At 69.1% G+C, this 24,863-nt stretch carries 21 protein-coding genes; 11 read left to right on the forward strand and 10 right to left on the reverse strand.

What is annotated here, in order from left to right; all coding sequences use genetic code 11:
* Positions 1-18 precede the first annotated feature (18 nt).
* Positions 19-5,109, forward strand: a complete 5,091-nt coding sequence (locus tag ACLJRL_RS03485; RefSeq protein WP_410654510.1) for a vitamin B12-dependent ribonucleotide reductase — start codon at positions 19-21, stop codon at positions 5,107-5,109.
* Between the two features lie 98 nt (positions 5,110-5,207).
* Here ACLJRL_RS03485 and ACLJRL_RS03490 read toward each other — a convergent pair whose 3' ends face one another.
* From ACLJRL_RS03490 to ACLJRL_RS03500, 3 genes are read right to left on the reverse strand one after another with little or no spacing between them, the layout of a single operon-like run.
* Complete coding sequence (locus ACLJRL_RS03490; protein WP_410654511.1) at positions 5,208-5,558, reverse strand: DoxX family protein; 351 nt, start codon at positions 5,556-5,558, stop codon at positions 5,208-5,210.
* A gap of 39 nt (positions 5,559-5,597) precedes the next feature.
* Positions 5,598-6,647 (reverse strand): DUF2293 domain-containing protein, encoded by a 1,050-nt coding sequence (locus ACLJRL_RS03495; RefSeq protein ID WP_410654512.1) that lies wholly within the window; start codon positions 6,645-6,647, stop codon positions 5,598-5,600.
* Between the two features lie 11 nt (positions 6,648-6,658).
* A complete protein-coding gene (locus ACLJRL_RS03500; RefSeq protein WP_410654513.1) occupies positions 6,659-7,264 on the reverse strand; it encodes a CGNR zinc finger domain-containing protein in 606 nt (201 codons plus the stop codon).
* 57 nt (positions 7,265-7,321) lie between these two features.
* Between ACLJRL_RS03500 and ACLJRL_RS03505 the strand changes: the two genes are divergently transcribed.
* The gene (locus tag ACLJRL_RS03505) at positions 7,322-7,720 is read left to right on the forward strand and encodes an SRPBCC domain-containing protein (RefSeq protein ID WP_410654514.1); all 399 of its coding nucleotides are present in this window, start codon (positions 7,322-7,324) and stop codon (positions 7,718-7,720) included.
* A 30-nt stretch (positions 7,721-7,750) separates the two neighbouring features.
* Here the strand turns inward: ACLJRL_RS03505 and ACLJRL_RS03510 are convergent, their stop codons facing one another.
* Entirely contained in the window at positions 7,751-8,338 is a 588-nt protein-coding gene (locus ACLJRL_RS03510) for a TetR/AcrR family transcriptional regulator (RefSeq protein ID WP_410654515.1), read from the reverse strand.
* 93 nt (positions 8,339-8,431) lie between these two features.
* Between ACLJRL_RS03510 and ACLJRL_RS03515 the strand changes: the two genes are divergently transcribed.
* On the forward strand, positions 8,432-9,088 hold the full coding sequence (locus tag ACLJRL_RS03515) for an FMN-dependent NADH-azoreductase (RefSeq protein WP_410654516.1): 657 nt from the start codon (positions 8,432-8,434) through the stop codon (positions 9,086-9,088).
* On the forward strand, positions 9,088-9,402 hold the full coding sequence (locus ACLJRL_RS03520; protein WP_410654517.1) for a DMT family transporter: 315 nt from the start codon (positions 9,088-9,090) through the stop codon (positions 9,400-9,402). The genes ACLJRL_RS03515 and ACLJRL_RS03520 overlap by 1 nt, the downstream gene beginning before the upstream one ends.
* Positions 9,403-9,466: 64 nt before the next feature.
* Here ACLJRL_RS03520 and ACLJRL_RS03525 read toward each other — a convergent pair whose 3' ends face one another.
* Positions 9,467-11,482: a prolyl oligopeptidase family serine peptidase gene (locus ACLJRL_RS03525; RefSeq protein ID WP_410654518.1), complete on the reverse strand. Its 2,016-nt coding sequence runs from the start codon at positions 11,480-11,482 to the stop codon at positions 9,467-9,469.
* A 114-nt stretch (positions 11,483-11,596) separates the two neighbouring features.
* Here ACLJRL_RS03525 and ACLJRL_RS03530 point away from each other — a divergent pair, with 114 nt between their 5' ends.
* From ACLJRL_RS03530 to ACLJRL_RS03540, 3 genes are read left to right on the forward strand one after another with little or no spacing between them, the layout of a single operon-like run.
* Complete coding sequence (locus tag ACLJRL_RS03530) at positions 11,597-12,586, forward strand: neutral zinc metallopeptidase (RefSeq protein WP_410655147.1); 990 nt, start codon at positions 11,597-11,599, stop codon at positions 12,584-12,586.
* A 3-nt stretch (positions 12,587-12,589) separates the two neighbouring features.
* Positions 12,590-13,090, forward strand: coding sequence for a hypothetical protein (locus tag ACLJRL_RS03535; RefSeq protein WP_410654519.1), 501 nt, complete (start codon positions 12,590-12,592; stop codon positions 13,088-13,090).
* Between the two features lie 29 nt (positions 13,091-13,119).
* The gene (locus tag ACLJRL_RS03540) at positions 13,120-13,551 is read left to right on the forward strand and encodes a CBS domain-containing protein (protein ID WP_410654520.1); all 432 of its coding nucleotides are present in this window, start codon (positions 13,120-13,122) and stop codon (positions 13,549-13,551) included.
* An 82-nt stretch (positions 13,552-13,633) separates the two neighbouring features.
* Here ACLJRL_RS03540 and ACLJRL_RS03545 read toward each other — a convergent pair whose 3' ends face one another.
* A complete protein-coding gene (locus ACLJRL_RS03545; RefSeq protein ID WP_410654521.1) occupies positions 13,634-15,202 on the reverse strand; it encodes a DUF4139 domain-containing protein in 1,569 nt (522 codons plus the stop codon).
* Positions 15,203-15,289: 87 nt separating this feature from the next.
* Here ACLJRL_RS03545 and ACLJRL_RS03550 point away from each other — a divergent pair, with 87 nt between their 5' ends.
* The gene (locus ACLJRL_RS03550) at positions 15,290-17,101 is read left to right on the forward strand and encodes a Xaa-Pro dipeptidyl-peptidase (protein WP_410654522.1); all 1,812 of its coding nucleotides are present in this window, start codon (positions 15,290-15,292) and stop codon (positions 17,099-17,101) included.
* A 60-nt stretch (positions 17,102-17,161) separates the two neighbouring features.
* Here ACLJRL_RS03550 and ACLJRL_RS03555 read toward each other — a convergent pair whose 3' ends face one another.
* Positions 17,162-18,367, reverse strand: a complete 1,206-nt coding sequence (locus tag ACLJRL_RS03555) for a GNAT family N-acetyltransferase (protein WP_410655148.1) — start codon at positions 18,365-18,367, stop codon at positions 17,162-17,164.
* A gap of 167 nt (positions 18,368-18,534) precedes the next feature.
* On the opposite strand from ACLJRL_RS03555, the gene ACLJRL_RS03560 reads away from it, so the two are divergent.
* Positions 18,535-19,389 (forward strand): M23 family metallopeptidase, encoded by an 855-nt coding sequence (locus ACLJRL_RS03560; protein ID WP_410654523.1) that lies wholly within the window; start codon positions 18,535-18,537, stop codon positions 19,387-19,389.
* Between the two features lie 163 nt (positions 19,390-19,552).
* The gene (locus ACLJRL_RS03565) at positions 19,553-20,614 is read left to right on the forward strand and encodes a DUF4192 domain-containing protein (RefSeq protein ID WP_410654524.1); all 1,062 of its coding nucleotides are present in this window, start codon (positions 19,553-19,555) and stop codon (positions 20,612-20,614) included.
* A gap of 162 nt (positions 20,615-20,776) precedes the next feature.
* On the opposite strand, the gene galE is transcribed toward ACLJRL_RS03565, so the two are convergent.
* The 3 genes from galE to ACLJRL_RS03580 form a co-directional block, all read right to left on the reverse strand.
* Entirely contained in the window at positions 20,777-21,721 is a 945-nt protein-coding gene (gene galE, locus ACLJRL_RS03570) for a UDP-glucose 4-epimerase GalE (protein ID WP_410655149.1), read from the reverse strand.
* Between the two features lie 271 nt (positions 21,722-21,992).
* A complete protein-coding gene (galK, locus tag ACLJRL_RS03575; RefSeq protein ID WP_410654525.1) occupies positions 21,993-23,174 on the reverse strand; it encodes a galactokinase in 1,182 nt (393 codons plus the stop codon).
* The gene (locus tag ACLJRL_RS03580) at positions 23,171-23,890 is read right to left on the reverse strand and encodes a metal-dependent transcriptional regulator (protein WP_410654526.1); all 720 of its coding nucleotides are present in this window, start codon (positions 23,888-23,890) and stop codon (positions 23,171-23,173) included. Before ACLJRL_RS03580 ends, galK begins: the two co-directional genes overlap by 4 nt.
* A gap of 108 nt (positions 23,891-23,998) precedes the next feature.
* Between ACLJRL_RS03580 and ACLJRL_RS03585 the strand changes: the two genes are divergently transcribed.
* Entirely contained in the window at positions 23,999-24,847 is an 849-nt protein-coding gene (locus tag ACLJRL_RS03585; RefSeq protein WP_410654527.1) for a sulfurtransferase, read from the forward strand.
* Positions 24,848-24,863: the final 16 nt, after the last annotated feature.

Raw genomic sequence — 24,863 nt, forward strand, 5'->3', positions numbered from 1 at the left:
GGGAGTGAGGGAAGACCCATGACAGACACCGTGGGAGCAGGCAACCCGGCCACAGCGCGGACCGGTGGGAAGAAGCAGGCGGGCGGGCTTTCCGTGCGACGCGTCTTCACCACCGAAGGCGTCCACCCGTACGACCAGGTCACCTGGGAACAGCGGGACGTCGTGATGACGAACTGGCGCGACGGCACGGTCAACTTCGAGCAGCGCGGGGTCGAATTCCCCGAGTCCTGGTCGGTCAACGCGACGAACATCGTCACCAGCAAGTACTTCCGCGGCGCCGTCGGCTCGCCGCAACGCGAGCAGAGCCTCAAGCAGCTGATCGACCGCGTCGTGCTCAGCTACGTCAAGGGCGGCCGCGAACACGGCTACTTCACGAGCCCCGCCGACGCCGAGGTCTTCGAGCACGAGCTGACCTGGATGCTGCTGCACCAGGTGTTCAGCTTCAACTCGCCGGTGTGGTTCAACGTGGGCACCACCTCGAAGCAGCAGGTCTCGGCGTGCCAGCCCTATGACGCGCTGGTCAACACTCCCGGCGGCGCGGTTCCCATCGGGCGGATCGTCGACCTGAACGCCGTGGGCGCCAAGGTCTACGACGCGCATGGCCTGACCAAGGTCATCGCCACCAAGGCGAACGGGATCAAAGAGGTCCTTCGCCTCACCACCAAGTCCGGTCACCGCCTCGACGTGACCGCCGATCATCTCGTCTGGCGCGCGACCGGGGGAGGAGGCTCCTTCGTCCCCGCCGGTGAACTCCGCGCCGGAGACACTCTCGAATGGCACCGGCGCGACGCCTTCGGTGAGGCCGAGATCAACGAAGACGACGTGGCCGAAGCGGCGCTCGCGGGGTGGTTGCAGTCGGATGGATTCGTCGGCCAATACAACGGGACCAACCGGTCGCTGACGATCGAGGCCATGACGGTCACCGATGCCGAACTCGCCTGGGTCCAGCGCGCTCTCGACCGTGTCTTCCCCGATGTCCACCGCCACGAGCGGAAGGTCGAGACGCAGGATAAGACGCTGGACTGCCGGCGCACCCGGCTTTACGGGACCAAGCTGGAATCCTTCGTGAGCGGCTGGGGACTGCGTGCCCGCGGCTGTGACATGACGGTCCCCGAGGATTTGAACACCGCCCCACTGCCTGTGGTCGCCGCGTATCTCCGGAGCATCTTCCAAGCCGAGGGCTACGTTTCCGCGCGTGAGAGGTCGACGCTGGTCGGGCTCGACATGATCGGCGAGGAACTGATCCGCGGTATCCAGCACCTTCTCGCGAGGTTCGGCATCTTCGCCAGGGTCGGGCGCAAGATCGAGAAGCGGGAAAACCGGCACGACCTTTGGGGAATCCGCATTCAGAACGCGGGTGACCGCCGGATCTTCGCCGACACCATCGGCTTCCTCGACCCGGTCAAGGCGGCGAAGCTGGAGGCGTCGTTCGAGAAGCCCGGCCGTCCGGCGCTGGAGACGAAGCGACTGCAGATCGTGAGCGTCGAAAGCCGCGGCGAGATGCCGGTCTACGACATCCAGACGGAGTCCGGCGAATACCTGTCCGGCAATCTCCGGGTCCACAACTGTTTCATCCTCGCGGTCGACGACACCATGGAGTCGATCCTCAACTGGTATCGCGAGGAGGGCCTGATCTTCAAGGGCGGCTCCGGAGCCGGCCTGAACCTCTCCCGCATCCGTTCCTCGCGCGAGCTGCTGTCCTCCGGCGGCACCGCGTCCGGCCCGGTGTCGTTCATGCGCGGCGCCGACGCGTCCGCGGGCACCATCAAGTCCGGCGGCGCCACCAGGCGCGCGGCGAAGATGGTCGTCCTCGACGTCGACCACCCGGACGTCGAAGAGTTCGTCCAGACGAAGGCCCGCGAAGAGGAGAAGATCAAGGTCCTCCGCGACGCCGGGTTCGACATGGACCTCTCCGGTTCGGACATCACCTCCGTCCAGTACCAGAACGCGAACAACTCGGTGCGCGTCTCGGACGAGTTCATGCAGGCCGTCGAGTCCGAAAGCGACTTCGGCCTGCGGGCCCGCATGACCGGCGAGGTCATCGACCGGGTCGACGCCAAGAAGCTGTTCCGCACCATCTCGCAGGCCGCCTGGGAATGCGCAGACCCGGGGCTGCAGTACGACGGCACGATCAACGACTGGCACACCTGCCCCGAATCGGGCCGGATCACCGCGTCCAACCCGTGCTTCCCCGGCGACCAGCGGGTGGTCACCGACGCCGGCCTCATGCGGATCGGCGACCTCGTACGCCAGGCAGCGGCTGGTGAACAGTTCGCCGTCTACACCAACGACGTGACCCATGCCGATGACCCGGTGGCCAGGGTCGTCGCCACAGAACCGACGAGGTACATGGTCACCGGCACCAACGAGATCGTCGAACTTCGTTTCAGCGACGGTTCACGATTGCGGTGTACACCCAACCACCGGGTATGGACCGAAAATCAGGACTGGGTCCACGCCGATCAGCTCACTGCAGAAGACCGGGTCGTTCGATCGGTCGAATATGCTCCGCGTCCCTACGCTTCCGCGGCGTTGCCGCCGCTGGCGGTGCAGGTGGCGCATCGGGCTCGCGGTAAGGCTCTTCGCGCGGTACCAGAGAAGTGGGACACCGGACTGGCTCATTATCTCGGCTGGCTGGTCGGAGACGGTTGCCTGACAGATGCGGGCGCGACGACGGTTTACGGGAGTGAATGGGAGCGCGATGTCCTCATGCCGATGCATCGCGCCCTGCTTGCCTCGATCACCGGTTTCGAGAGCAAGCCCAGCCTCCAGCGCAACGGCACGGTGCAACTCAGGACTATGCGGGGTCGTTTTGGACTGATGCTCAAGGCATTGGGGGTTTCGACAGGGCGTTCTCCTGCCAAAGTGGTTCCGGAGTCGATCTACGTCGCCCCTGAGGAAATTGCGGCCGCGTTCCTGCGTGGCCTCTTCGACGCCGACGGTTGCGTGGTGAACCAGGAAAAGAAGGGCACCCGGTACGTCGGCCTCGGCAGCCGCTCCGAGGAACTCCTGATCGGTGTCCAGGAGTTGCTGGCCAGCCTTGGTATCCGGGGGCGTATCTACCGCACAGGTACTAAGGCGGTGTCGTTCCGGTATGTCACCAAGAGCGGTGATGAACGCGTCTACGGTAGCGACGGCGAGAGTCTTGACCTCCGGATCACTGGCAGGCATATGGCGAAATTCGCCGAGCTGATCGGATTCGAGCACAGTGAAAAGTCCGCCAAACTGGCTGATGTCACGGCCCATCACGGCCACTACTCCGTCGACGAGACGGTTCGGCTGGTTTCCCGGGTTTCTCGAGGTTTCGAGACCACGTTCAACCTGACCGAGCCCCGCAATCATTCATACATCGTCGGCGGGACTGTGGTCGCCAACTGCTCCGAGTACATGCACCTGGACAACTCCAGCTGCAACCTCGCTTCGCTGAACCTGCTCAAGTTCGCCACCGCGGACGGCGGGTTCGACGCCGAGTTGTTCGCGAAGGCCGTCGAGCTGGTCATCACCGCGATGGACATCTCGATCTGCTTCGCGGACTTCCCGACCGAAGCGATCGGCGACACCACCCGCAAGTTCCGCCAGCTGGGCATCGGGTATGCGAACCTCGGTGCGCTGCTGATGGCGCTCGGGCACGCGTACGACTCCGACGGCGGTCGCGCGCTCGCCGCCTCGATCACCTCACTGATGACCGGCGTCTCGTACCGGCGCTCCGCCGAACTGGCCGCGGTCGTCGGGCCGTACGAGGGTTACGCGCGCAACGCCGAGGCGCATCAGCGGGTGATGCGCAAGCACGCCGCGGCCAGCGAACTGGTGCGGACCTATCACACCAACGACGCCTCGATCCGTGCGCTCGCGACGCAGGAGTGGAAGCGCGGCGTCGAACTGGGCGAGGTCAACGGCTGGCGCAACGCGCAGGCGAGCGTGCTGGCGCCCACCGGAACCATCGGTTTCATGATGGACTGCGACACGACCGGGATCGAGCCGGACTTCTCGCTGGTCAAGTTCAAGAAGCTGGTCGGTGGCGGGTCGATGCAGATCGTCAACCAGACCGTGCCGCGCGCGCTGGCCTCGCTCGGCTATCCGGAGGAGCAGGTCGAGGCGATCATCGAGTACGTCGCCCAGCACGGCCACGTCGTCGACGCCCCCGGTCTCCGCCGGGAGCACTACGAGGTGTTCGACTGCGCGGTGGGGGAGCGGTCCATCGCGCCGATGGGACACGTCCGGATGATGGCCGCGGTGCAGCCGTTCCTGTCCGGCGCGATCTCCAAGACGGTCAACATGCCTGAGTCGGCGACGGTCGAGGAAGTCGAGGAGATCTACTTCCAGGGCTGGAAGTCCGGCCTCAAGGCGCTCGCGATCTACCGCGACAACTGCAAGGTCGGCCAGCCGCTGTCCACCGGCAAGAAGGACACGGCCAAGAAGGAAGAGCCGGAGGCGGAGAAGGTCGTCGAGTACCGGCCGGTCCGCAGGCGCCTGCCGAAGAAGCGCCCGAGCCAGACGGTGTCGTTCACCGTCGGTGGCGCCGAGGGCTACCTGCACGCCGGCTCGTACCCGGACGACGGGCTCGGCGAGATCTTCGTCAAGCTGGGCAAGCAGGGTTCGACGCTGTCGGGCGTGATGGACGCGTTCTCGATGTCGATCTCGGTCGGCCTGCAGCACGGGATTCCGCTGGAGTTCTACGTTTCGAAGTTCTCCAACCTGCGTTTCGAGCCCGCGGGGATGACCGACGATCCGGACATCCGGATCGCCACCAGCGTCATGGACTACCTGTTCCGCAGGCTCGCGCTGGACTACCTGCCGTACGAGAAGCGCGCCCAGCTGGGCATTTTCACCGCCGACGAGCGCTCGGCGCAGGTCGAGGCGACCTACGGTGGCGGCACCGCCCCGGCCACGGAACCGGAGAACGTCGAGATCGAAGCTCTCCGGTCCACAGTGGACTCGTCGGCCGCGGCGCCCACCAGGCGGCAGGCGCACTCGACGGCGGAACTGGTGGAAATGAACCTCGGTACCGCCTCCGACGCGCCGCTCTGCATGACCTGCGGCACCAAGATGCGGCCCGCCGGTTCCTGCTATGCCTGTGAGGGTTGCGGAGCCACCTCCGGCTGCAGCTGAGCTCCGAGAAGTGTCATGAAAGGGTCTTTCAGGTCAAAAAGTGTCCTGAAAGACCCTTTCATGACACCAGAGGGCACTGTCCGCGCCGAGGCTGAGCCCTATCGCGCGAAGTCGAGGATGAGAGTGGCCGCCGCCAGCGCGAGGAAGGTGACGGGGAAGTAGATGTTGTAGAGGACGCGGGCGCGTACGTGGGTGACGACAGCACCGACGTAGAACAGGACCAGCCCGATGGCGGCCGCGGTTCCGAGGAGGGGCACCCAGAGCAGGCCGATCAGCAGTCCTGCGGCCCCGGCCGCTTTCAGCGAGGCCAGCGGCGGGATCCAGGACTGCGGGACATCGACCTCGGCGGAGTTCTTGAGGACGAACGGGACACGGGCGAAATCGGCGGCGGCGATTCCGGCGTTGATCACGATCGTCGCGATGGCCACGGTGACGTAAGCGGAGGACATGCCCCCTGGACGAGGCCTACGCCCGAAACGTGACAGCGCTCAGCTTCGCCACCGGTCGAGGACCGCCTCGATGGCCGAGTGGATGCGGTCGCGGGCGGCCTGGCGTTCGACGCCGGCCATGAGGAGGTCGTCGTAGTCGGTGTCCAGATGCCGGATCGAGGCGACGACGGCGAGGAACACCGCCTGCTCGGCCAGGGCCCGTCCCGCCGCGGACCGGCCGACCCGGCCGCTGCCGCGCAGGCCGGCGTGTTCGGCGATGGCCCGGGCCCGGTCCGGCGGGCAGCCGGGGAACATCTCGGTGATCGCGCTGAAGAACCGGGCGGTGAAGTCGACGTCTTCCAGTACGCGCCGTTCGCGATCGCGGCCGCGGCGCCGTTCGCGGACGTCTTCGTCGGCGTAGCACTGTTCCTCGGCGGCGCGCAGGGCTTCCTCTTCGATCAGGATGCCTTGCCGCTCTTGGCGTTTCCGTGGCCGGTTGAAGCGCATGACCACGGCGGAAAGGCGGCTCGCCTTCTTCGCGCGGCGGGTGAGCGTGGCGTCGCCGGAGGGCAGGAACACGAGGTGACCCAGATCGGCGCAGTCGAGGCAGTGCTTCGCCTCGTTCTCCAGGAACAGCAGATCGCCGGTGCCGCCGCAGTCGGCGCATGTCCAGTCTTCGAGCGCCACCCAGGCGATGAGGTCGGGGGCTTTCCGTTGCCGTGCGACGACTTGCGCGTGCTTGGCCTCGGACAGGCCGGGCACGATCCAGTGTGTCCGGAACAGCGGCTCAAGACCGGCGAAGTCGCCTGAAGTCACGGTCAGCGGGGCCCGGTCCCGGGTCGCGCCGACGTGCTCGATCTCCGAACCTTCGAGACCCTTCTGCGTCACCCAGCGCTGAAGCGCGCCGAGCGCGAAGGTCAGCTTCTCCACGTTCACCGGCAACGCCGTGGTCAGAGCGGGGATCCGGCCCTGCTGCCAGCCTTTGAGGACGTTCTCCGGAAGCCAGCCGATCCCGGTCAGGATTTCGAGCGCCGTCACGGATTTTCGCGTGGACAGCAGCTTCTCCGCCGTCTCCACGACGCGCTGTTCCAGTTTCGCCTCGCCTTGCATCGCCGGAAATCCTACTGGGCGGTGGTTTCGGCACGTGCCCGGTAGGCCCGGATCTTGGCCCGGTTGCCGCAGCGTTCCATCGAGCACCACCGGCGGTTGCCCGAGCGTGAGGTGTCGAAGAAGAGCAGATAGCAGTCGTGTGCGGAGCATTCGCGGACGCGGCCGGCCCGCTGGCCGGCCACGAGTTCGATGGCGTCGCGCGCGACGGCGCCGAGAAGTTGCTCGCCGGTGATCGGCGGTGCCCAGTCGAGCCGTCGGGTCGCCGGGTCGATCCGGGGTCGCGGGGTCTCCGCGGTGGCGTCGTTCAGCAGCGCGAGGTCGGCTTCCGACGGCGGTTCGCCGTGCGCGAGGGCGGGAGCCACGCGGTAGAGCGCGTCGCGGAGTTCCTTGAGTGCGGCGAATTCGGCGGGCCGGATTCGGACGTCGGTCAGGGGAGCGGTCAGGGCCAGCCGGGATCCGGTGAACCACTCGGCGAGGTCGGCCGGGGCGTGCGCGATTTCGTAGCGCTCGTACGGTCCGGGGCCGCCGGTCAGCATGAGTTCGAGGCTGAGGCTGCCCGGGTCGAACCGGTAGCGCTCGCCCTGGGTGTTGACGAGCAGTCTTGTTCCCGGAGTCATGTAACCACTATAGTCGGTTTCGGAAACCGGGTAAGACGGTTACAGAGGGGCGGGGTCATGATCGGGAAGACCAAGGACGCGGGCTGGGAGATCGGCGTGTCCAAGACCGTGCCGTATCCGCTGGACGACGTCTGGGACTACCTTTCGGGCGCCGGACTCTCGGCATGGCTGGGCGATGTGCGGCTGGAGCCGGAGAAGGGCGCGCCGTACGAGACGGCCGACGGCACCGTCGGCGAGATCCGCGGTTACCGGGAGCGCGAGAAGATCCGGCTCACCTGGCGGCCGCGGGGCTGGGACCACGACAGCACGGTCCAGGTGGCGCTTCGCCCCGCCGGCCCCGGCAAGACGGTCGTGGTCTTCCATCAGGAGCGGCTCGCCGGACCCGAGGAACGCGCCACGCAACGCGAGCACTGGCGGGCCGTGCTGAAGGTCGTCGTCGACGGGCTCGGCGACTGATCAGGACAGTGCTCCTCAGGACAACGCTTCTCAGGACAGCGCCCGCCGCGCCTGCTCGCTCAGCGCGTCGGTGATCCGTTCGGGGGGCAGGCCGAGTTCGCCGGTCTGATAGAGGAAGACCTCGGGTGCGAGCGGGGCCAGCAAGAGGTCGGCGAGCGCTTCCGGGTCTTTCGCTCCGGCCTGTTCGGCGAGGAAGCGGACGTGCGTGCGCCACAACCGGTAAGGGCCGGTGGTGAACCGCGAATGCCCGACCTCGGTGCCGAGCACGAGGTGTACGTGCCGTTCGAGCAGGCCGGTCATCGCCGCGTAGAACGCGGCCAGCCGCTCGGCGGGCGGCGCGCCGGGGCCCAGCGGGGGAGGCCCGGTGAGCAGCCGCTCCTGGAGTTCCCGCTCGTGTTCGTCCAGTAGCGCGACGGCGATCGCCGAGCGATCCGGGTAGCGGCGGTACAGCGTGGCCCGGCCGACGCCGGCCGCTTTGGCGATGTCTTCCATGGTGACGTCCGCTGCCGGGCGTGCGGCGAAGAGTTCTTCGGCGACCTTCAGGATCTTCGCGCGGTTGCGGGCGGCATCCGAGCGTTCCCGTCCCGGACCATTCGCGAGGAGATCATCTGTCGGCATCTCCGCAGCCTAGGGAATATCCGGACACGACGTCCACTTGTACCCGGGGAAGCAAGTGGACGTCGTGTCCACTTCCTGGGTCCGGGAGGCCCGATGAGCCACCTTCTCCACCTCGATTCCAGCGCCCGCACCGCGTCGTTCTCCCGCGAGCTGAGTGCTCGCTTCGCCGACGTCTGGCGCGCCGCGCACCCTGGCGCGGGCTACACCTATCGCGACCTCGCGGCCGACCCGGTGCCGCCGATCGGCCAGGCGTGGACCGAGATCTGCGACGCCGTCCTCGCCGGCGAGATCACCGACCCGGCGGCCTACGCGTCGGTGGTGACGACATCCGGGCAGCGCGACGCGTGGGCCGTGATCGAGCCGCTGCTGACCGAACTGCTCGCCGCCGACGTCGTGCTGATCGGGGCGCCGATGTACAACTTCTCGATCCCCGCCGGCCTCAAGTCGTGGATCGACCAGGTGACGTTCCCGAAGATGTCGTTGGCGGGCAAGGCCTTCGTCGTCGCCGGGGCCCGCGGCGGCACCTACGCGCCGGGGACGCCGCGTGAGCCGGTCGATCACCACGAGCGCTACCTGCGGGACTTCTTCGCCGGCCATTACGACGTCCACGACGTCACGTTCCTGCACGCCGAACTCACGAACGCGCTCGTCGACCCGCGGCTGAGCCCGCGCGACGCCGAGCGTGCCGCGTCGAGGGAAGCGGCGCTGCTGGCGGTGGAAAAGCTGGCCTCGACCGGAACGGCCGCCTGATGGCCTGGGGCGTCCTGATCCTCGCGGGGATCGTCGAGGTCGCCTGGGCGCAGAGCATCAAACCCACGGAGAACTTCACCCGGCTCTGGCCGACCGTGCTGTGTTTCGTGCTCGGCGTCGCGGCGGTCTACCTGCTTTCGAAGGCGATGGACTCGCTTCCGGTGGGGACCGCGTACGCCGTGTTCACCGGGATCGGCGCGGTGGGCGCGATCGTGTTCGGCGTCGTGGTCCACAAGGACCCGCTCAGCTTCGGGCGGTTCGCCGCGATGGCGCTGATCGTGGGCGGGGTGGTGCTGGCGAGACTGACCTCGTGAGCCCGGATGTCATGAAAGGGTCTTTCAGGACAAGAAGTGTCCCGAAAGACCCTTTCATGACACGTCAGGCGAGCTTCTCCCACAGGAATTCGAGCATCAGCGCCCATTTGAACGCCAGCTGCTCGTTGTCGGCCGCCGCGCCGTGCCCGCCCTCGATGTTCTCGTGGTAGCGCACGTCGTGGCCCTGCTCCAGCATCCGCGCGACCATCTTCCGCGCGTGGGCGGGGTGCACCCGGTCGTCCCGGGTGGAGGTGACGAACAGGACCGGCGGATACGCGCTTCCACCCTGTCCACTGTGGACATTCTGGTACGGCGAGTACTTCCCGATGTAGTCCCATTCCGCCGGGTCGTCGGGGTCGCCGTACTCGGCCATCCACGACGCACCCGCGAGGAGCTTGTGGTACCGCTTCATGTCCAGCAACGGCACCTGGCTCACGATGGCGCCGAACAGGTGCGGGTAGCGCGTGAGCATGACGCCCATCAGCAGCCCGCCGTTGCTGCCGCCCTGGATGCCGAGGCGGTTCGCTTCGGTGATGCCGCGTTCGACGAGGTCGGCGGCGACGGCCGAGAAGTCCTCGTAGACCTTGTACCGCTTGGCCTTGGTGACCGACGTGTGCCAGCCGGGCCCGTATTCGCCGCCGCCGCGGATGTTCGCGACGACGTAGGTCCCGCCGCGCGAGAGCCAGCCCCGGCCGATCACGCCGCTGTAGCCGGGGGTCAGCGAAACCTCGAAGCCGCCGTAGCCGGTCAGCAACGTCGGACCGCCGTCAGCACCGGAGGGGCGTACGACGAAGTACGGGATCTTCGTGCCGTCCTCCGACGTCGCGAAGTACTGCGAGACCGTCATGCCCTCGCTGTCGAAGAACACCGGAGCACGCTTGAGCGCCTCGACGTCGCCGCCGACCTGCCCGTAGCTCAGCGTCGACGGCTGGGTGTAGCCGCTGGAGTCGAGCAGGTACTCGTCGCTGACGTCGGGATCGGTGCCGGTGATCTCCGCCGTGCCCAGCTCCGGGGCGCCGGCCAGCGGTCGTGACGACCAGCCGTCGCCCGGCGTGAGCACGCGCAGTTCCGTCCGGACGTCGGACAGCGTCGAGAGCAGGAGGTGATTGTGCGTCCACGCCCAGTACTCCAGCGACGTGTGCGCGTCGGGCGTGAAGAGCGTCGTGAAGGTGCGCTCGCCGGCCATGAAGGCGTCGAATCCGGACGCGAGCAGAGCGCCGGTGGGGTAGGTGGTGCCGTTCACCGTCCACTCCGAACGGAGCCGGATCAGCAGCCATTCGCGGTGTGAGGACGTTTGCGCGTCGTCGGGGACCTCGATCCGTTCGAGCCCGCCGGACGTCCGCAGATACCGCTCGGTGCGGTAGAAGTCGATCGATCGGTAGGCGAAGTCGCGCTCGTAACCCTCGGTCGGGTCATGGTGCGCGGAGACCGAGACGTCGTCCGGCTTGCCCTCGAAGACCACCGTCGCCTCTTCGAGCGGGGTGCCGCGGCGCCATTCCTTCGCCAGCCGCGGATAGCCCGAGCTGGTCAGCGTCCCCGGCCCGAAATCGGTGCCGATGTAGACGCGGTCGCGGTCGATCCAGCCGATCCGGGTCTTGGCCTCGGGCACGAAGAATCCGTCTTCGACGAACCGGCGCTCGTCGAGGTCGAACTCGCGGACCACGGTCGCGTCGGCGCCGCCGCGCGAGAGTTCGACCAGCGCGATGTCGTAGCCGGGCCGCAGCACGGCCGCGCCCTGCCACACCCAGTTCTCGCCGTCGGCCTCGGCCAGCGCGTCGACGTCGAGCAGGAGCTCCCACTCCGGCGCGTCGAGCCGGTACTCCTCGAGGGTGGTGCGGCGCCACAGGCCGCGCGGGTTGGTGGAGTCCTGCCAGAAGTTGTACAGGTACTCGCCGCGGCGGCGGATGTACGGGATCCGGTCGTCGGCGTCGAGGACCTCGCGGACCTCGTCACGGATCCCGGCGAAACGCTCGCCGGTGGACAGCTCCGCCAGAGCTTCGGCGTTGCGGGCTCGCACCCAATCCAGCGCTTTCTCGCCGGTCACGTCTTCCAGCCACAGGTACGGGTCCTCGTCACTCATGCTGACAGTCTCGCCGGGACGGCCGCCCCGGCGCCACCAGGACGCCGTTTTCGGCAATCGTGTTCACCTGACTCCCTCGTCGGTATGCTGATGACTCGCAAGCGGGGGGAGACCATGGCCGACACCGACGAGGTACCCAGGCCGGCCACGTCCTTCGGGCCGCCCTTGGTGGCGCGGCTCCCGGAGACCTCGTACTTTCCGCCGCCCCCGCCCGGAGGGCCCCGTCCGGTCAAGCCCCCCAACCGGGCCGGTGCGCTGGTGGGCGTGCTCATCGTCGCGGTCCTGACCGTCGCCGGGATGGCGATCGCCAGGCCGCCGACGGTCGACGGCCAGGCCATGGCGGTGCCCGGCGCGCTCACCTCGGAAGGGGCGAAGGCGCCCGCCGGGAAGGCCAAGCCCGCGCCGAAGGAGGTGCGGGAACTGGAGACGAACCCGCTGCTGGCCGCGGGCGTGGTCCTCGGCGAGGTCACCTGCCGGCTGCCGCCGATCAGCCGTGACCCGGCGAAGCTGGAGACGTACTACAAGACCTTCGCGTCCTGCCTCGCCGATGCCTGGAAACCGGCGCTGGAACAGGCCAACGAGCCGACGCTGACGGCTACCGTGCAGGTCACCCTCCCCGAAACCAGCGCCTGCGGGGAGGCGCCGAGCAAGAACGAGGCCGTCGCCTACTACTGCGGCGGCGACACCACCATCTACGCGCCCACCGAGTGGATGCTGGGCGACGCGGGCCTCGAACGGTCCCGCCACCTCGCCACGATGGCCCACGAGTACGGCCACCACGTCCAGCGCTCCAGCGGGATCCTGTCGGCGGCCGCGGAGAAGATGACCTCGCCCGAGGAGAACTCCCCGGCGGACAAGGAAGTCGTCCGCCGTATCGAGCTTCAGGCCAACTGCTTCGGCGCGCTCGCCCTCGCGGCCGCCGCCGGACGCGGGTCGATCAGCAACTCGCTGGCCAACGCGGCGCTCGCCGACTACGGGCGCACCGACGACAGTGACACCCACGGCAACAGGCGCAACCAGCTGAAGTGGGCGAAGGCCGGGTTCAGCGGGAAGTCGACGGCGTCGTGCAACACCTGGGCTGCGCCGGCGCAGGAGGTCGGCTGACCGATGACCGACGACGTGATGATCCAGATCAACGAAGGTCTCCAGCTCCACATTTCCGGCGACCGCGCCGGTGCCCGCGAACGGTTCGCCTCGTTGTGGGTGCGGATCGGCGAAGACGGCGATCCGCTGCATCGCTGCGCCCTCGCGCACTACATGGCCGACGTCTGCGACGACCCTGTCGACGAATTGTCCTGGGATCTCCGCGCGCTCGCGGCGGCCGATTCGCTCACCGACGAACGCGCGCAGGAGTACCACTCGACGCTGGCCGTACGCGGTTTCTACCCGTCTCTGCACCTGAATCTCGCCGAGGACTACCGCAAACTCGGTGATCACGGGGCCGCGAAGACCCACTGGGAGCTCGGGCAAGGGACGTTCGGCGCACTCGGCGACGACCCCTACGGCGCCGGGATCGTCGAGGCCTACCGCGCGCTCGCCGCCAGACTCGGCATCGAATCGGACTCTCCGGACTTTCGCCGACGGCGGTCAGGCCATAACCTGGAGTGACTCTGGTCACCCATCCGGGAGGAGCGCGTATGCGGATTTCCGATCTGTTGCGGAACAAGGGGGCGGCCGTCGCGACCGTCTCGCCGGAGACGAACGTCACCGATCTGCTCGAGAGACTCGCGGAGCACAACGTCGGTGCCCTCGTGGTTGTCGACGCCGAGGGCGGGATCGTCGGGATCGTCTCCGAACGGGACGTGGTCCGGCGTCTCAACGAACGCGGACCCCAGCTGCTCGACGGATCGGTGTCCGCGATCATGACGAAAATGGTCGCCAGCTGCACCCCCGAGGATTCGGTGGACCAGCTGTCCGTGCTGATGACCGAACGCCGCATCCGGCACGTCCCGGTCGTGGTGGACGGCAGGCTCGCGGGGATCGTGAGCATCGGCGACGTCGTGAAGACGCGAATGGAAGCACTGGAGAAGAGCCAGGAGCAGCTCGAGGCCTACATCTCGCAGGGCTGATCCCGCTCCGGCAAGTGCTATGAACGACTCGTTACTTGCAAATTTTGCAAGTAACGAGTCGTTCATAGCGTCCGGCGGGCCGCTACTCGCGCCACCCAGCCAGCTCGACCCCCTTCGCGACGTCGACCCGGTACCCGAGCGTCACGACGCCCTTCGCGCCCGAAGCCAGGGTGAGCCGCCAGGTGAACTCACCCATCTCGGTCCGCTCCACCGGTTCGGGCACGGCGCGGACTTCGCGGACCACGATCGCTTCGTCGCGGGATACCGGCGCCTGGTCCAGCACGGTCACGATCGCTGCGCGCGGGCCATGGTTGACGATCGTCGTGGTGTAGGCGGCTTCCCGTTTGCGGACTCCGGACAGCGTCGCCTTGCTCGCCGTGCGGTGTGAGAGCTCCCGCTCGACCCGGATCCGGTCGTCCACCCCGAGCGCGAGTTCGAGTTCCTCGCCCGGCGCCCAGACGTCGAGCCGCGTGGTGCCGACGAATTCCGTCTCGTGGAACACCGACGCCTTGCCCGCCCGCAGCGTGTGCTGGGAGGTGTTGACCACGGTCGCCCGCAGGTACGCCTCCGTGGACCGGGCCGGAGCGGTGATGTAGCCCAGTTTCGCCGTCAGATCGAGCTGCGCCAGCGTCGTGCGATGACCCTGCGCGCCCGAAGGCACCGCCACCGGACGCCCCGGCCGGTAGGTGACCGCGGTGGTGCCCTGTTCGACGGCGGCGGTCCGCACGGCCATCGCGGGCGCCGCGGCCTGCAGGTCCATCGCTTCCGGGATCCCGCCGCCCGCCGGAGACGCCCCGCCGTAAGCGGCACGCCGCATCCCGCCGGGCTCGGGAATCGGACGCACCCGGTCGAGGAACCACGGTTCGAGTTCCGGGACCACCACGGTGGTCGCCGGGCGCGCGGTCGAGAGTGACAGGTCGCATTCGGGCCAGTCCTCGCCGGTGTACTGGGTGATCAGCCCGTACCAGGTCACGGTGACGTCCTCGCCGCGGACGCGGACGTCGTAACCCGGCTCCCAGCTCGCGTTCGCGACCACATAGGACAGTTCGAGCCCGATCTCCGCGCCGTCCTCGCCGCTTTCCAGCTCGACCGTGACCCTGGCACTGTCCACTTCGGACACGCCCTGCTTGGCCTTGATCTCGCGGTCCAAAGCGCCGAGGTCCTCGCGGAGCCGGTCCAGCCGGATGCCGAGTTCGCGCCGTTTCCCGAACGCCTCGGCCAATTGCGCGCCGAGCGCGTCGGTGACCTCCGCGACCCGCGGCGGTTCCGCCGTGCCCGCCGCGAGCGCCTTCGCGAAGCTGCCGCCACTGCGCTTCGCCACGCCTGTCAGCAGATCGACCTTCGTGGACTCCGCGGCGACGGCGTCCGCGACCTCGTCGACGACGGCCTGATCGGCGCGACGCCGCTCGATCAGCGCCCGGAGAGCGGCGTCGGCGGGCACGGGATGCCGTTCGACGGCGACGTCGACCCCGGCGATGACCGCCGGGCCGGAACCGGTGACGCGGACCGAATCGGCGTCCAGGTTCCAGGGCAGCCCGGCGAAACCGAACCGCGTTTCCCCGTCGAGGCGAGCGGAAGCCCTTCGCGTGATCCGGGCATGGTGCGGGTAGACGGTGACGGCGACGATGGGCGCTTCCACGGTGGTCGGCATGCCACCGACGTTAGTCTCTTGACACCTGTTCGGGTGGCCGGAAACCTCAGCTGGGTCTTGCCCGCCTTGCCCGGCTTTGGGGGTCACGTGAGAGTCGCCAGACTCGCCGCCTTGTTCACCGCCGTACTTGTTCTGCCAGCGACGGCTTTGCCCGCCCAGGCGGACGCGCCACCGGCGCCGGTCTTCAAGGACGGTCAGGCACAACCGGTGTTCGATCCGGCCGACGTGATCCGCGAGAACGTCTGGGTCACCGCGCCGGTCGACAGCGACGGCGACGGCAAGGACGACCTCGTGCACGCCGAGGTGGTGCGGCCCCGCGCGACCCAGCAGGGCATGAAGGTCCCGGTCGTCTACCAGGCGAGCCCGTACTACGCGGGCGGAAACGACGTCGCGAACCACAACGTCGACGTCGAGCTGTACACACCCGGCGCGAAGCGTGCCCCTGCGGGGCCCCGGATCGCGACCAAGAGCGTCGGCCCGAACGCGGCGGCGATCAGCTGGCGCTACCAGGACTACTTCACCGCCCGCGGGTTCGCCGTGGTGTACGGCGAATCGCTCGGCAGCGGCCAGTCCACCGGCTGCCCGACCACCGGCGACGTCAACGAGACCATCGGCGCGAAGTCCATTGTGGACTGGCTGAACGGCCGCACCTCGGCACGCGACGCCGCGGGCAAGGCCGCCGTCGCGGACTGGAGCACCGGCAAGACCGGCATGATGGGCGTCTCCTACAACGGCACGCTGCCCAACGCGGTGGCCAGCACCGGCGTCGAGGGACTGGAGACGATCGTCCCGATCGCGGCGATCTCGAGCTGGTACGACTACTACCGCAACGACGGCGCCGTCGTCGCGGCCGGCGGTTTCCAGGGCGAGGACGCGGATGTGCTCGCGGAGTACGTCCACACCCGCCAGGACCGGTCCGTCTGCCGTGCGCTCATCGACAGCCTCACGGTGGACCAGGACCGGATCACCGGCGACTACAGCCCCTTCTGGGACGTGCGGAACTACCGCAACGACGTGAGCAAGGTGCGGGCCTCGGTGCTCGTGGTGCACGGCCTCGGTGACTGGAACGTCAAGACCGACCAGGGCACCCGCTGGTACGAGGCGCTCAAGCAGCACGGCGTCGAGCACAAGATCTGGCTGCACCAGGCCGGTCACGCCGACCCGTACAGCCTTCGCCGCGACGTCTGGCTCGCGACACTGAACAAGTGGATGTCGCACTACCTCTACGACGTGGACAACGGCATCGAGCGCGAGCCGAAGGCCACCATCCAGCGTGAAGACAAGTCATGGGTGGACGAGCCGGAATGGCCGCTGCCCGGCACCCAGGACGTGAAGCTCTACCCGTGGCCCGGCGGTTCGTCGAAGGGCACCCTCGACACGCGCAATTCCGTCCCGGGCAAGCCCGCCGTCGAGAAGCTGGCCGACGACGCGAGCAAGACCGTCGAGCAGCTCGCGAACGCGACCTCCTCGGGTAACCGGCTGCTCTACTCGACCACCGCGGCGAAGCAGGCCGTGCGTCTCGCCGGTACCGCGAAGGCCGGCCTCTCGGTGTCCTTCGACAAGCCCGCCGCGAACGTGACCGCGGTGCTCGTCGACCGCGCCCCGGACGGGACGGCCAAGGTGATCAGCCGCGGCTGGACGGACCCGCAGAACCGTCGCGACCCCGCCCGCACCGACCCGATCACGCCTGGTGAGCGCTACCAGGTCGAGGTCGAACTGGTCGCCAAGGACTACCTGCTCGCGGCCGGGCACAAGATCGAGTTCCTGCTGGCCTCCAGCGACCACGACTACACGCTCCGGCCGAAGCCCGGGGCGGGGGTCTCGCTCGAACTGAACCGGACGTCGCTGGTGCTGCCGGTGGCCGGTGGCAAGCCCGCGCTGCGCGCCGCCTTCGGCTGAGTCACCCCGTTTCACCCCGAATGCCACGTCCCGCGGGACGTGGCATTCGGGGTTTCCTCCTCAGAACCAGTGCAGGCAGTGCGGGGGACGCTCGGCGCGGAAGAGCGCGTCGGCGAGGGCGGCGGCGTCCTGATGGTGGGCCCGGATGTGCCCGGCCCGCACGAGCTTGCTCGGGGCGGTGCCGCCGAGGTAGATCGAGCCCAGGTCGCTCACGTCCAGGGACAGGTCGGGCTCCCGGTCCGTCGCGACGCAGACGGCCTTGCCGTCCCGGACGGTCAGCAGGTAGCGGCCGTGCTCGCCGAGGAACGGGTCGTCGACGTCGAGGACGAGCTCGCCGTCGGTGAACCAGCCGCGCGCGGTCAACGCGCGCGGGATGTCCAGGAGCCGCACCCAGAGCCAGTCGGTGTCCTCGGTCACCTGGCCGGCGCGGAAGTCCGTGAGCTGCCAGCGCAGCGGGTTTTCGGGCGGGACCTGCTTGAACACGACCCGGGTGACCAGGTCGTGTTCAAGCACGAACCGGGCCAGCGCGGTGGAGACGGCGTCGTCGGTGGCGATGGTCTCGTCGACCGTCAAGGTTTCGAGGTCGGCGAGCGAGTAGACGGTGTACCCGTCCGGGACACCGTCGGCGTCACGGTGGACGGCGACGTAGCGCGGTGCGGGGGAGACCGGGGCCTGTCCCGCGCCCTTGGCCCACCAGCGGTGCGGCCGGGACAGCGCGCCGGGCTGTGCGCGGCGGTACCGGTCGTAGACCTCTTCCAGGATCTCGCCGCACTCGGCGCGGCGCAGCAGCTCGATGGAGCCGGTGTCCGTTCCCCGCGCCCGAGGTGCGGCGAAGGCGGCCTGGTGGCGTGGCACCGTCAGCCGGGACGTGTAGGTCGCCGGTCCGTAGCCGAACCTGCGGTAGATCAGGGCCTCGGAGGACAGCAGGACCGAGAGGTATTCTCCGCGGGCCCGCACGTCGGCGAGCTGATGCCGCATCATCGCGGTGAGCACGCCTTGGCGCCGGTGCGAGGGCAGGACGCCGACGGTGGTCACCCCGGCGACCGGAACGAGGATCTCGCCGGGCAAGGTGAGTTCGAAGGAGTACGCGGCGGCGGTGCCGATGGGCCGCCCGTCCGCCGCCAGGGCGAACAGGCCGCGGTCCATTTCGAGTGCGGCCCAGAGCCCGCCTCCCTCGGCGGGGGCGTCCGGGAAGCGTGCGAACGCCGCATAAAGGGTGTCGACGAAGAGGTCGTAGTCCTCGTCGGTGGTGGGACGGATCTCCACTGCTGCCGCTGCCTTCCGTGTTCCAGGCACCACGGCTCGTGGTGTCCCGCCACAGTGCAGCGTCGAGCATCGTCCGGGTCAACCGAATTACGGCCTTGTACGGAAAATGTATTTCCACGGGCTTTGCTCCTCCTCAAGTCCGGCTTCCCCACCCGATGGAGGTCTTTATGTCCAGGTTGCGCCGCTTCGCAGTGCTCGCCGCGGCCACCGTCCTTCCCGCGCTCGGCCTGGCACTGGCCGGAACGGGCCAGGCTTCGGCCGCCCCGAACTTCCAGGTCCCGTTCAAATGCGGCGTGACGGTCACGGCCGCGACGTTCAGCGGGCACAGTCCGGCGAACTCGGTCGACTTCCAGAAGTCGGGGATCACCGGCATGGCGGTCCTGGCGTCGTCGGGGGGCACCGTCACCCGGGTCGCCAACGAAGGCAGCACGAGCTACGGGCGCTGGGTCGAGATCGACCACGGTGGCGGCTGGCGCACCCGGTACGCCCACCTGACCACCCAGTCCGTCTCGGTCGGCCAGGCCGTCAGCCTGGGCAAGCAGATCGGCACGGCCGGGGCGACCGGCGGGGTGTCCGGACCTCACCTGCACTTCGAAGAGCGGCTCAACGGCGTGGTGCAGAAGGCGAAGCTGAACGGCGTCGCGGTGCCGTACTACGCCCACACGAGCTTCACGAGCAAGAACTCCTGTGGTGGCAACCCGTACGAGGCCACCGAGGTGTGCGGCAGCGGGTTCTCGGTGGTCGACTCGCAGGCGCTGGCCGGGGGTTCGGGTACGGCGTACCTGCTCTACAACGCCTCGACCAAGGCCAACTGCGTGACCACGCTGAAGGCGGTCTCGCTCGGTACCGCGTCGCCGGTGTCGTCGTTCCTCGAAGTCCAAGGCTCGGCCCGCACGACCGACTCGGGCAACTTCACCTACTACGCCGGCCCGGTGAAGAAGACGGCCGCCTCGACCTGCGTCAAGTGGGGCGGTTCGGTCGGGTCGAACACCTACGAGAGCCCGTTCGAACACTGCGACTGACCCTTGTCCGAGCATGCTCGCGGCCGGGCACTGTAGATCATCCCTCCGACAGGATCCGGCCTCCTCGGCCGGATCCCGCCGATTTGTGCACAACGGTCCTGGTTGTCCACAGATGTGTCCTGCCCCCACCCCGCGGCCCTTTCCCCGCCGCAGGGTGGGGGGCATGACCACATCCACCCCGACCGGCAGGTCCAAGGTCAATCTGACGGATCCGGCGGACCTGCTCGCCGCGATCCCGTACCTTCTCGGGTTCCATCCCGAGAACTCCGTCGTCCTCTTCGGACTGAAGGGGCCCGAGCGCAAGCAGCAGGGCCTCATCCTGCGCGTCGACCTTCCACCACCGCGCCTGGAGAACCACCAGACGCGCGACCTCGCGGCGAGGCTCGCCGCCACCACCCACACCGGCGCCCTCGTGGCCGTGATCGGAGGCGGAGCCGCGAGCACGGGCGGACGACTACCCCGGCGCCGGCTCGTCCGGCGCCTCGAAGCCGACCTGGCCGAGTACGACATCCCGCTCCTGCACTCCGTGTGGGCGCCGCGGATCACCGCGGGCGCGAAGTGGGGGTGCTACCGCGAGAAGGACTGCGGCGGGATCGTGCCCGACCCGAGGGATTCGCTCGCCGCCGCCATCATCACCAGCACCGGTCAGATCACCCGCGACAGCCGGGAAGAGGTGGAGCGCCTCTTCGAACCCGGACCACCGGAAACACTCGCCCGGCGGTCCGATCTCCTGAACCGCCTGGACGCGCCGCCCTGGGACGACGGGGATGTCGTCGGGGCGGGGCTCACCGAGGTGAACGACGCGCTCGTCCGGATCCTGCGCGGCGACCGGGAGATCACCGACGAGAGGGCCGTCCGGCTGGCCTGGGCGCTCTCACTGGTCGAGGTCCGAGGTGCCTGCATGCTCACCGCCGCCCCCGCGGATTCGGAACTCGCGCGGACGGCGGAAGATCTCTGGCTCCGCCTGATCCCGGAACTGCCCGAACCGGAGTCCGTCGAGGTCCTGTGCCTGAAGGCGCACGCCGCCTACGTGCGCGGAGACCTGGCCGTCGCCGGGATGGCGCTGGCCAGGGCCCGCGAAGTCGACCCTGGGCACGGGCTGACGAAGATGCTCACCGCCGGGCTGAACTCGATGTTCGACCCGTCCGGGCTGGCCGGAGTGATCCTGGCGCAGAGGGAGAAGGAAGCGCCTGAGCTCAGCCTCGAGCGGCCAGGCGGGCCGTAGTCCCTGTTGGTGAACCCGCGTCCGCGATCGCGCCGGAAGGGCGCGACCTGGTCATGTCTCTCACGTTGGCGGGCAGGGCGCCCTGCCACCGCGATAGCGGGGCCTTCGGCCGGGGCGGGTTCACGCGTTTGTCCCTTTTTTCGGAGTGCATCTCAGCTCCGCCTACAGACTCTTAGTGAACTCCCACGCGTCGGCCACGATGCCGTTGAGATCGGTGCGCTCGGGCTTCCAGCCCAGTTCGTCCCCGGCGCGCTCGCTGGAGGCGACGAGCACCGACGGGTCGCCCGCCCGACGAGGTGCGACCGCGGCCGGGATCTCGTGACCGGTGATGCGGCGGCAGGACTCGATCACCTCGAGCACCGAGAAACCGGTGCCGCTGCCGAGGTTGTAGATGCGGTGCTCGCCTTCCGTCGCGTGGCGCAGGGCCAGCTGGTGCGCGTCGGCGAGGTCGACCACGTGGATGTAGTCCCGGACGGCGGTGCCGTCCGTGGTCGGGTAGTCGTCACCGAAGATCTGGATCCGCTCGCGGTCCCCGGTGGCGACCTGGAGGACGAGGGGGATCAGATGGGTTTCGGTGGTGTGGCGCTCGCCGAAGGTTCCGTAGGCGCCGGCGACGTTGAAGTAGCGCAGGCTCACCGCGGCGATGCCGTGGGCCCGCGAGAACGACGTGATCGCGTGGTCGATGGCCAGCTTCGTCGCGCCGTAGGTGTTCGTCGGCTGCGTCGGCGCCGTCTCCGGGATGGGGGAGACCTCGGGTTCGCCGTAGGTGGCCGCGGTGGAGGAGAAGACCAGGCGCTTCGTGCCGTGGTCGCGCATCGCCTCGAGAAGGCGAAGCGAGGTCAGGACGTTGCCTTCCCAGTACTTCGCCGGATCCGTCATCGACTCGCCGACCAGCGACTTGGCGGCGAAGTGGAGCACACCGTCGAAGCCGTCACCGAGGATGCGCTGCGCGACCTCGGCGGCGTCACCCTCGATGAAGGTGGCGTCCGGGTGCACCGCGTCGGCGTGCCCGGTGGAGAGGTCGTCGACCACGGTGACGTCGTGCCCGGCCTCGATGAGGCGGGCCGCGCAGACGCTGCCCACATAACCGGCTCCGCCCGTCACCATCAGCTTCAGGGTCTTGGTCGGTTCGTCGGTCACGTTCGCGCCTTTCTGCTGCGGATGCGGTCGCGGCCCAGTCTCCTCGCCCCCGGGCAGTCGGCGCGCCCGGGGGTAGGAGGGCGTGTCTGGCAAATCTCGTTCGCGGTCTTCGCGCCCAGGCGGCCCCTGGCGGCGCGGGCCCTTCGACCGAGTACAACCCGGTACGAGGCCGAAGGGCCCGCACCCCCAGGAACCACCTGGATCACGAAGCCCATCGAACAGATTCGCCAGACACGCCCTACAGCTCGTCGCGTCCGGCGCCGCGCGACGGCACCGCGGTGAACAGCCTGGGGTGGCGCAGGTCCGCCGCTTCGTAGGCGGCGGTCACCGCCCGCCCGACAGTGTCCACATCGGACTCGCGGACCAGCGCGATCGCCGAGCCGCCGAAGCCGCCACCGGTCATCCGCGCGCCGAGCGCCCCGGCCTCGCGGGCCGAATCGACGGCGAGGTCGAGCTCCCGGGTGGAGATCCGGTAGTCGTCACGCATGCTGACGTGCGAGGCGTCCAGCTGCGGGCCGATGTCGGCGATCCGCCCGGCGCGCAGCAGTTCCACGGTGTCGAGCACTCGCTGGTTCTCGGTCACCACGTGCCGTACGAGCGGCACCAGGTCGTCGGGCAGCTTGGCCAGCGCGGCGTCGAGCCCGTCGACGGCGATGTCCCGCAACGCCTTCACTTCGAGCAGTTCCGCGGCGCGCTCGCAGCCCCTCCGGCGTTCGCCGTAGCCGCCCTCGGCGTGCGAGTGCTTCGTGCGGGTGTCCATGATCAGGATCCGGACGCCCGATTCCTCCAGCGGGAACGGGACCTGCTCCAGTTCGCCCGAGCGGACGTCGAGGAACAGCACGTTCGATTCCGTGCAGCACAAGGACGCGGTCTGATCGAGCAGTCCGGTCGGCGCGCCCACGAAGTCGTTCTCCGAGCGCTGCACCCAGCGGGCCACCTCGTGCAGGGTCGGGGAGCCGCCGCCCGTCCCCGGTGTGATGCCCGCGAGCCCCAGCAGGGCGAGCGCGACGGCGCATTCGAGCGCGTGGGAGGAGGACAAGCCCGCCCCCGAGGGCACGTCCCCCGCGATCACGATGTCCGCGCCGTTGCCGAGACCCTGGTCCCGCAGTACCCAGGCGACCCCCGCCGGGTACGCGGCCCACCCCTCGACCGATCCGGGCCGCAGGTCGCCGATGGTGAGCGGGCCCGATTCCTGGACCCGGCCGTCCGAGCCGAGGGTGGCCACGGTCAGCACACCGTCCTCGCGCGGCGTCGCCGCTGCGGCGAGCCGGTGCGGAAGGGCGAACGGCAGCACGAAACCGTCGTTGTAGTCGGTGTGCTCACCGATCAGGTTCACCCGGCCGGGTGCGGACCAGACGCCGGCCGGAGCCCGGCCGTGGAGGGACCGGAAGGTCGCCGCGGCGTCGGACGCGGCGCTCACCTGGCCTGCGCCAGTACCGCGTGCAGTGCCGAGACGGGCACCTGGGCGGTGTTGTCGCCCCCGGTGATCTCTATGGTCCCGCCGGGAGCCGCCTTGCCGACCTTGACCCGGCCGCCGGGCACGATGCCGACCGACTTGAGTTCCGTCATCAGCGTCTCGTCGAGCTGGACGTGCTCGGCGATCCGCCGGATCTCGACGTCGCCGCCGCCCGCCCGGGCGAACTCGTCGAGCCGCACCAGGTCGGACTCGGCCGGCGGGGCGGGATCGCCGTCGCCGAGCTTGTCCAGTCCCGGGATCGGGTTGCCGTAGGGCGAGGTGGTGGGGTGGTCGAGCAGCTTGACCAGCTTGCGCTCGACGGCCTCGCTCATCACGTGTTCCCAGCGGCAGGCCTCGTTGTGGACGTGCTCCCACTCCAGGCCGATCACGTCGACCAGGAGGCGCTCGGCCAGCCGGTGTTTGCGCATCACGGCGATCGCGAGTTCGCGACCGTGGTCGGTCAGCTGCAGGTGCCTGTCGTCGGCGACGACGACGAGGCCGTCACGTTCCATCCTGGCGACGGTCTGGCTCACGGTCGGCCCGCTCTGCTGCAGCCGTTCCGCGATCCGGGCCCGCAGCGGGACGACACCCTCTTCTTCGAGCTCGTAGATGGTACGCAAGTACATCTCTGTGGTGTCGATGAGATCGTTCACGCTGTCCCCTTCGTCCGCGTTGCTCATCGTAGTCGCTGGCACCGACAGCGACGCAGGCGTGGGGATAACAAGCCCCGTGGCCCGAAAAGTCCTCCATGCTGGGCGCGGAGCCAGGGAGAGCGGGAGGATGGGCGCATGCGCCCCATGATCGCCACCACCGAGCTAGCCGCGCTGCTCTCCGGGCCGGATTCGGCACGCTCCGTAGTCCTCGACGTCCGCTGGCGGCTCGCCGGCCCGCCCGGCGCCGACTCCTACCGTGAGGCCCATCTTCCGGGAGCGGTGTACGTCGACCTCGACACCGCGCTCGCCGGTGAGCCGGGCGATGGTGGCCGTCACCCGCTTCCCGACCCGGAGACGCTGCAGCGGCATCTGCGGGCGGCCGGGGTGCGCGCCGGTCACCCGGTGGTGGTCTACGACGACTCCGACGGTTCGGTCGCGGCCCGCGCCTGGTGGCTGCTGCGCTGGGCCGGGCACGCCGAGGTCGCCGTGCTGGACGGCGGGATCGCCGCCTGGGGCGAGGAAGGACTTCCGCTCACCGGGGAGGTCCCCGCGCCGGAGGAAGGCGACATCGTCGTGCGCCCCGGCGGAATGCCGGTGCTGGAGGCGGCCGAGGCCGCCGCGCTCGCCAGGGAAGGACTGCTCTTCGACGCCAGGGCCAAGCCGAGGTACGCGGGCGAGGTCGAGCCGATCGACCCGCGCGCCGGGCATATCCCGGGCGCGGTCAACGCGCCCTTCTCCGGGCATCTCGGGGAAGACGGCCGTTGGCGTGACGCCTCGGAACTGGCCGAGCGCTTCGAAGGGCTCGGCGTGGATGCGGAGACCCCGGTCGGTGTCTACTGTGGATCCGGCGTCACCGCCTCCTCCGTCGTCCTCGCGCTCGAGGTCGCGGGCCACCCCGAGCCGGTGGCGCTGTACCCGGGTTCGTGGTCGCACTGGTCCCGCGATCCGGAGCGCCCGGTGGCCACCGGGGACCTGCCCGGCTGACCTGCCGGCCGCCGGG

This window comes from Amycolatopsis sp. lyj-112 (assembly GCF_046549055.1).
Classification (GTDB): domain Bacteria; phylum Actinomycetota; class Actinomycetes; order Mycobacteriales; family Pseudonocardiaceae; genus Amycolatopsis.

Bases quoted from the DNA above. Each gene is read 5' to 3' on its own strand.
- ACLJRL_RS03490 (WP_410654511.1), bottom strand. From the start codon at position 5,558: ATGTCCTCCGCTTACGTCACCGTGGCCATCGCGACGATCGTGATCAAC.
- galE (WP_410655149.1), bottom strand. From the start codon at position 21,721: ATGGTGACGGGCGGAGCCGGTTATGTGGGCAGCGTCTGCGCGGCCCGC.
- ACLJRL_RS03530 (WP_410655147.1), top strand. From the start codon at position 11,597: ATGGCCGACACCGACGAGGTACCCAGGCCGGCCACGTCCTTCGGGCCG.
- ACLJRL_RS03525 (WP_410654518.1), bottom strand. From the start codon at position 11,482: ATGAGTGACGAGGACCCGTACCTGTGGCTGGAAGACGTGACCGGCGAG.
- ACLJRL_RS03520 (WP_410654517.1), top strand. From the start codon at position 9,088: ATGGCCTGGGGCGTCCTGATCCTCGCGGGGATCGTCGAGGTCGCCTGG.
- ACLJRL_RS03515 (WP_410654516.1), top strand. From the start codon at position 8,432: ATGAGCCACCTTCTCCACCTCGATTCCAGCGCCCGCACCGCGTCGTTC.
- ACLJRL_RS03545 (WP_410654521.1), bottom strand. From the start codon at position 15,202: ATGCCGACCACCGTGGAAGCGCCCATCGTCGCCGTCACCGTCTACCCG.
- ACLJRL_RS03565 (WP_410654524.1), top strand. From the start codon at position 19,553: ATGACCACATCCACCCCGACCGGCAGGTCCAAGGTCAATCTGACGGAT.
- ACLJRL_RS03505 (WP_410654514.1), top strand. From the start codon at position 7,322: ATGATCGGGAAGACCAAGGACGCGGGCTGGGAGATCGGCGTGTCCAAG.
- ACLJRL_RS03495 (WP_410654512.1), bottom strand. From the start codon at position 6,647: ATGCAAGGCGAGGCGAAACTGGAACAGCGCGTCGTGGAGACGGCGGAG.
- ACLJRL_RS03560 (WP_410654523.1), top strand. From the start codon at position 18,535: ATGTCCAGGTTGCGCCGCTTCGCAGTGCTCGCCGCGGCCACCGTCCTT.
- ACLJRL_RS03500 (WP_410654513.1), bottom strand. From the start codon at position 7,264: ATGACTCCGGGAACAAGACTGCTCGTCAACACCCAGGGCGAGCGCTAC.
- ACLJRL_RS03535 (WP_410654519.1), top strand. From the start codon at position 12,590: ATGACCGACGACGTGATGATCCAGATCAACGAAGGTCTCCAGCTCCAC.
- ACLJRL_RS03540 (WP_410654520.1), top strand. From the start codon at position 13,120: ATGCGGATTTCCGATCTGTTGCGGAACAAGGGGGCGGCCGTCGCGACC.
- ACLJRL_RS03510 (WP_410654515.1), bottom strand. From the start codon at position 8,338: ATGCCGACAGATGATCTCCTCGCGAATGGTCCGGGACGGGAACGCTCG.
- ACLJRL_RS03485 (WP_410654510.1), top strand. From the start codon at position 19: ATGACAGACACCGTGGGAGCAGGCAACCCGGCCACAGCGCGGACCGGT.
- ACLJRL_RS03580 (WP_410654526.1), bottom strand. From the start codon at position 23,890: ATGAGCAACGCGGACGAAGGGGACAGCGTGAACGATCTCATCGACACC.
- ACLJRL_RS03585 (WP_410654527.1), top strand. From the start codon at position 23,999: ATGCGCCCCATGATCGCCACCACCGAGCTAGCCGCGCTGCTCTCCGGG.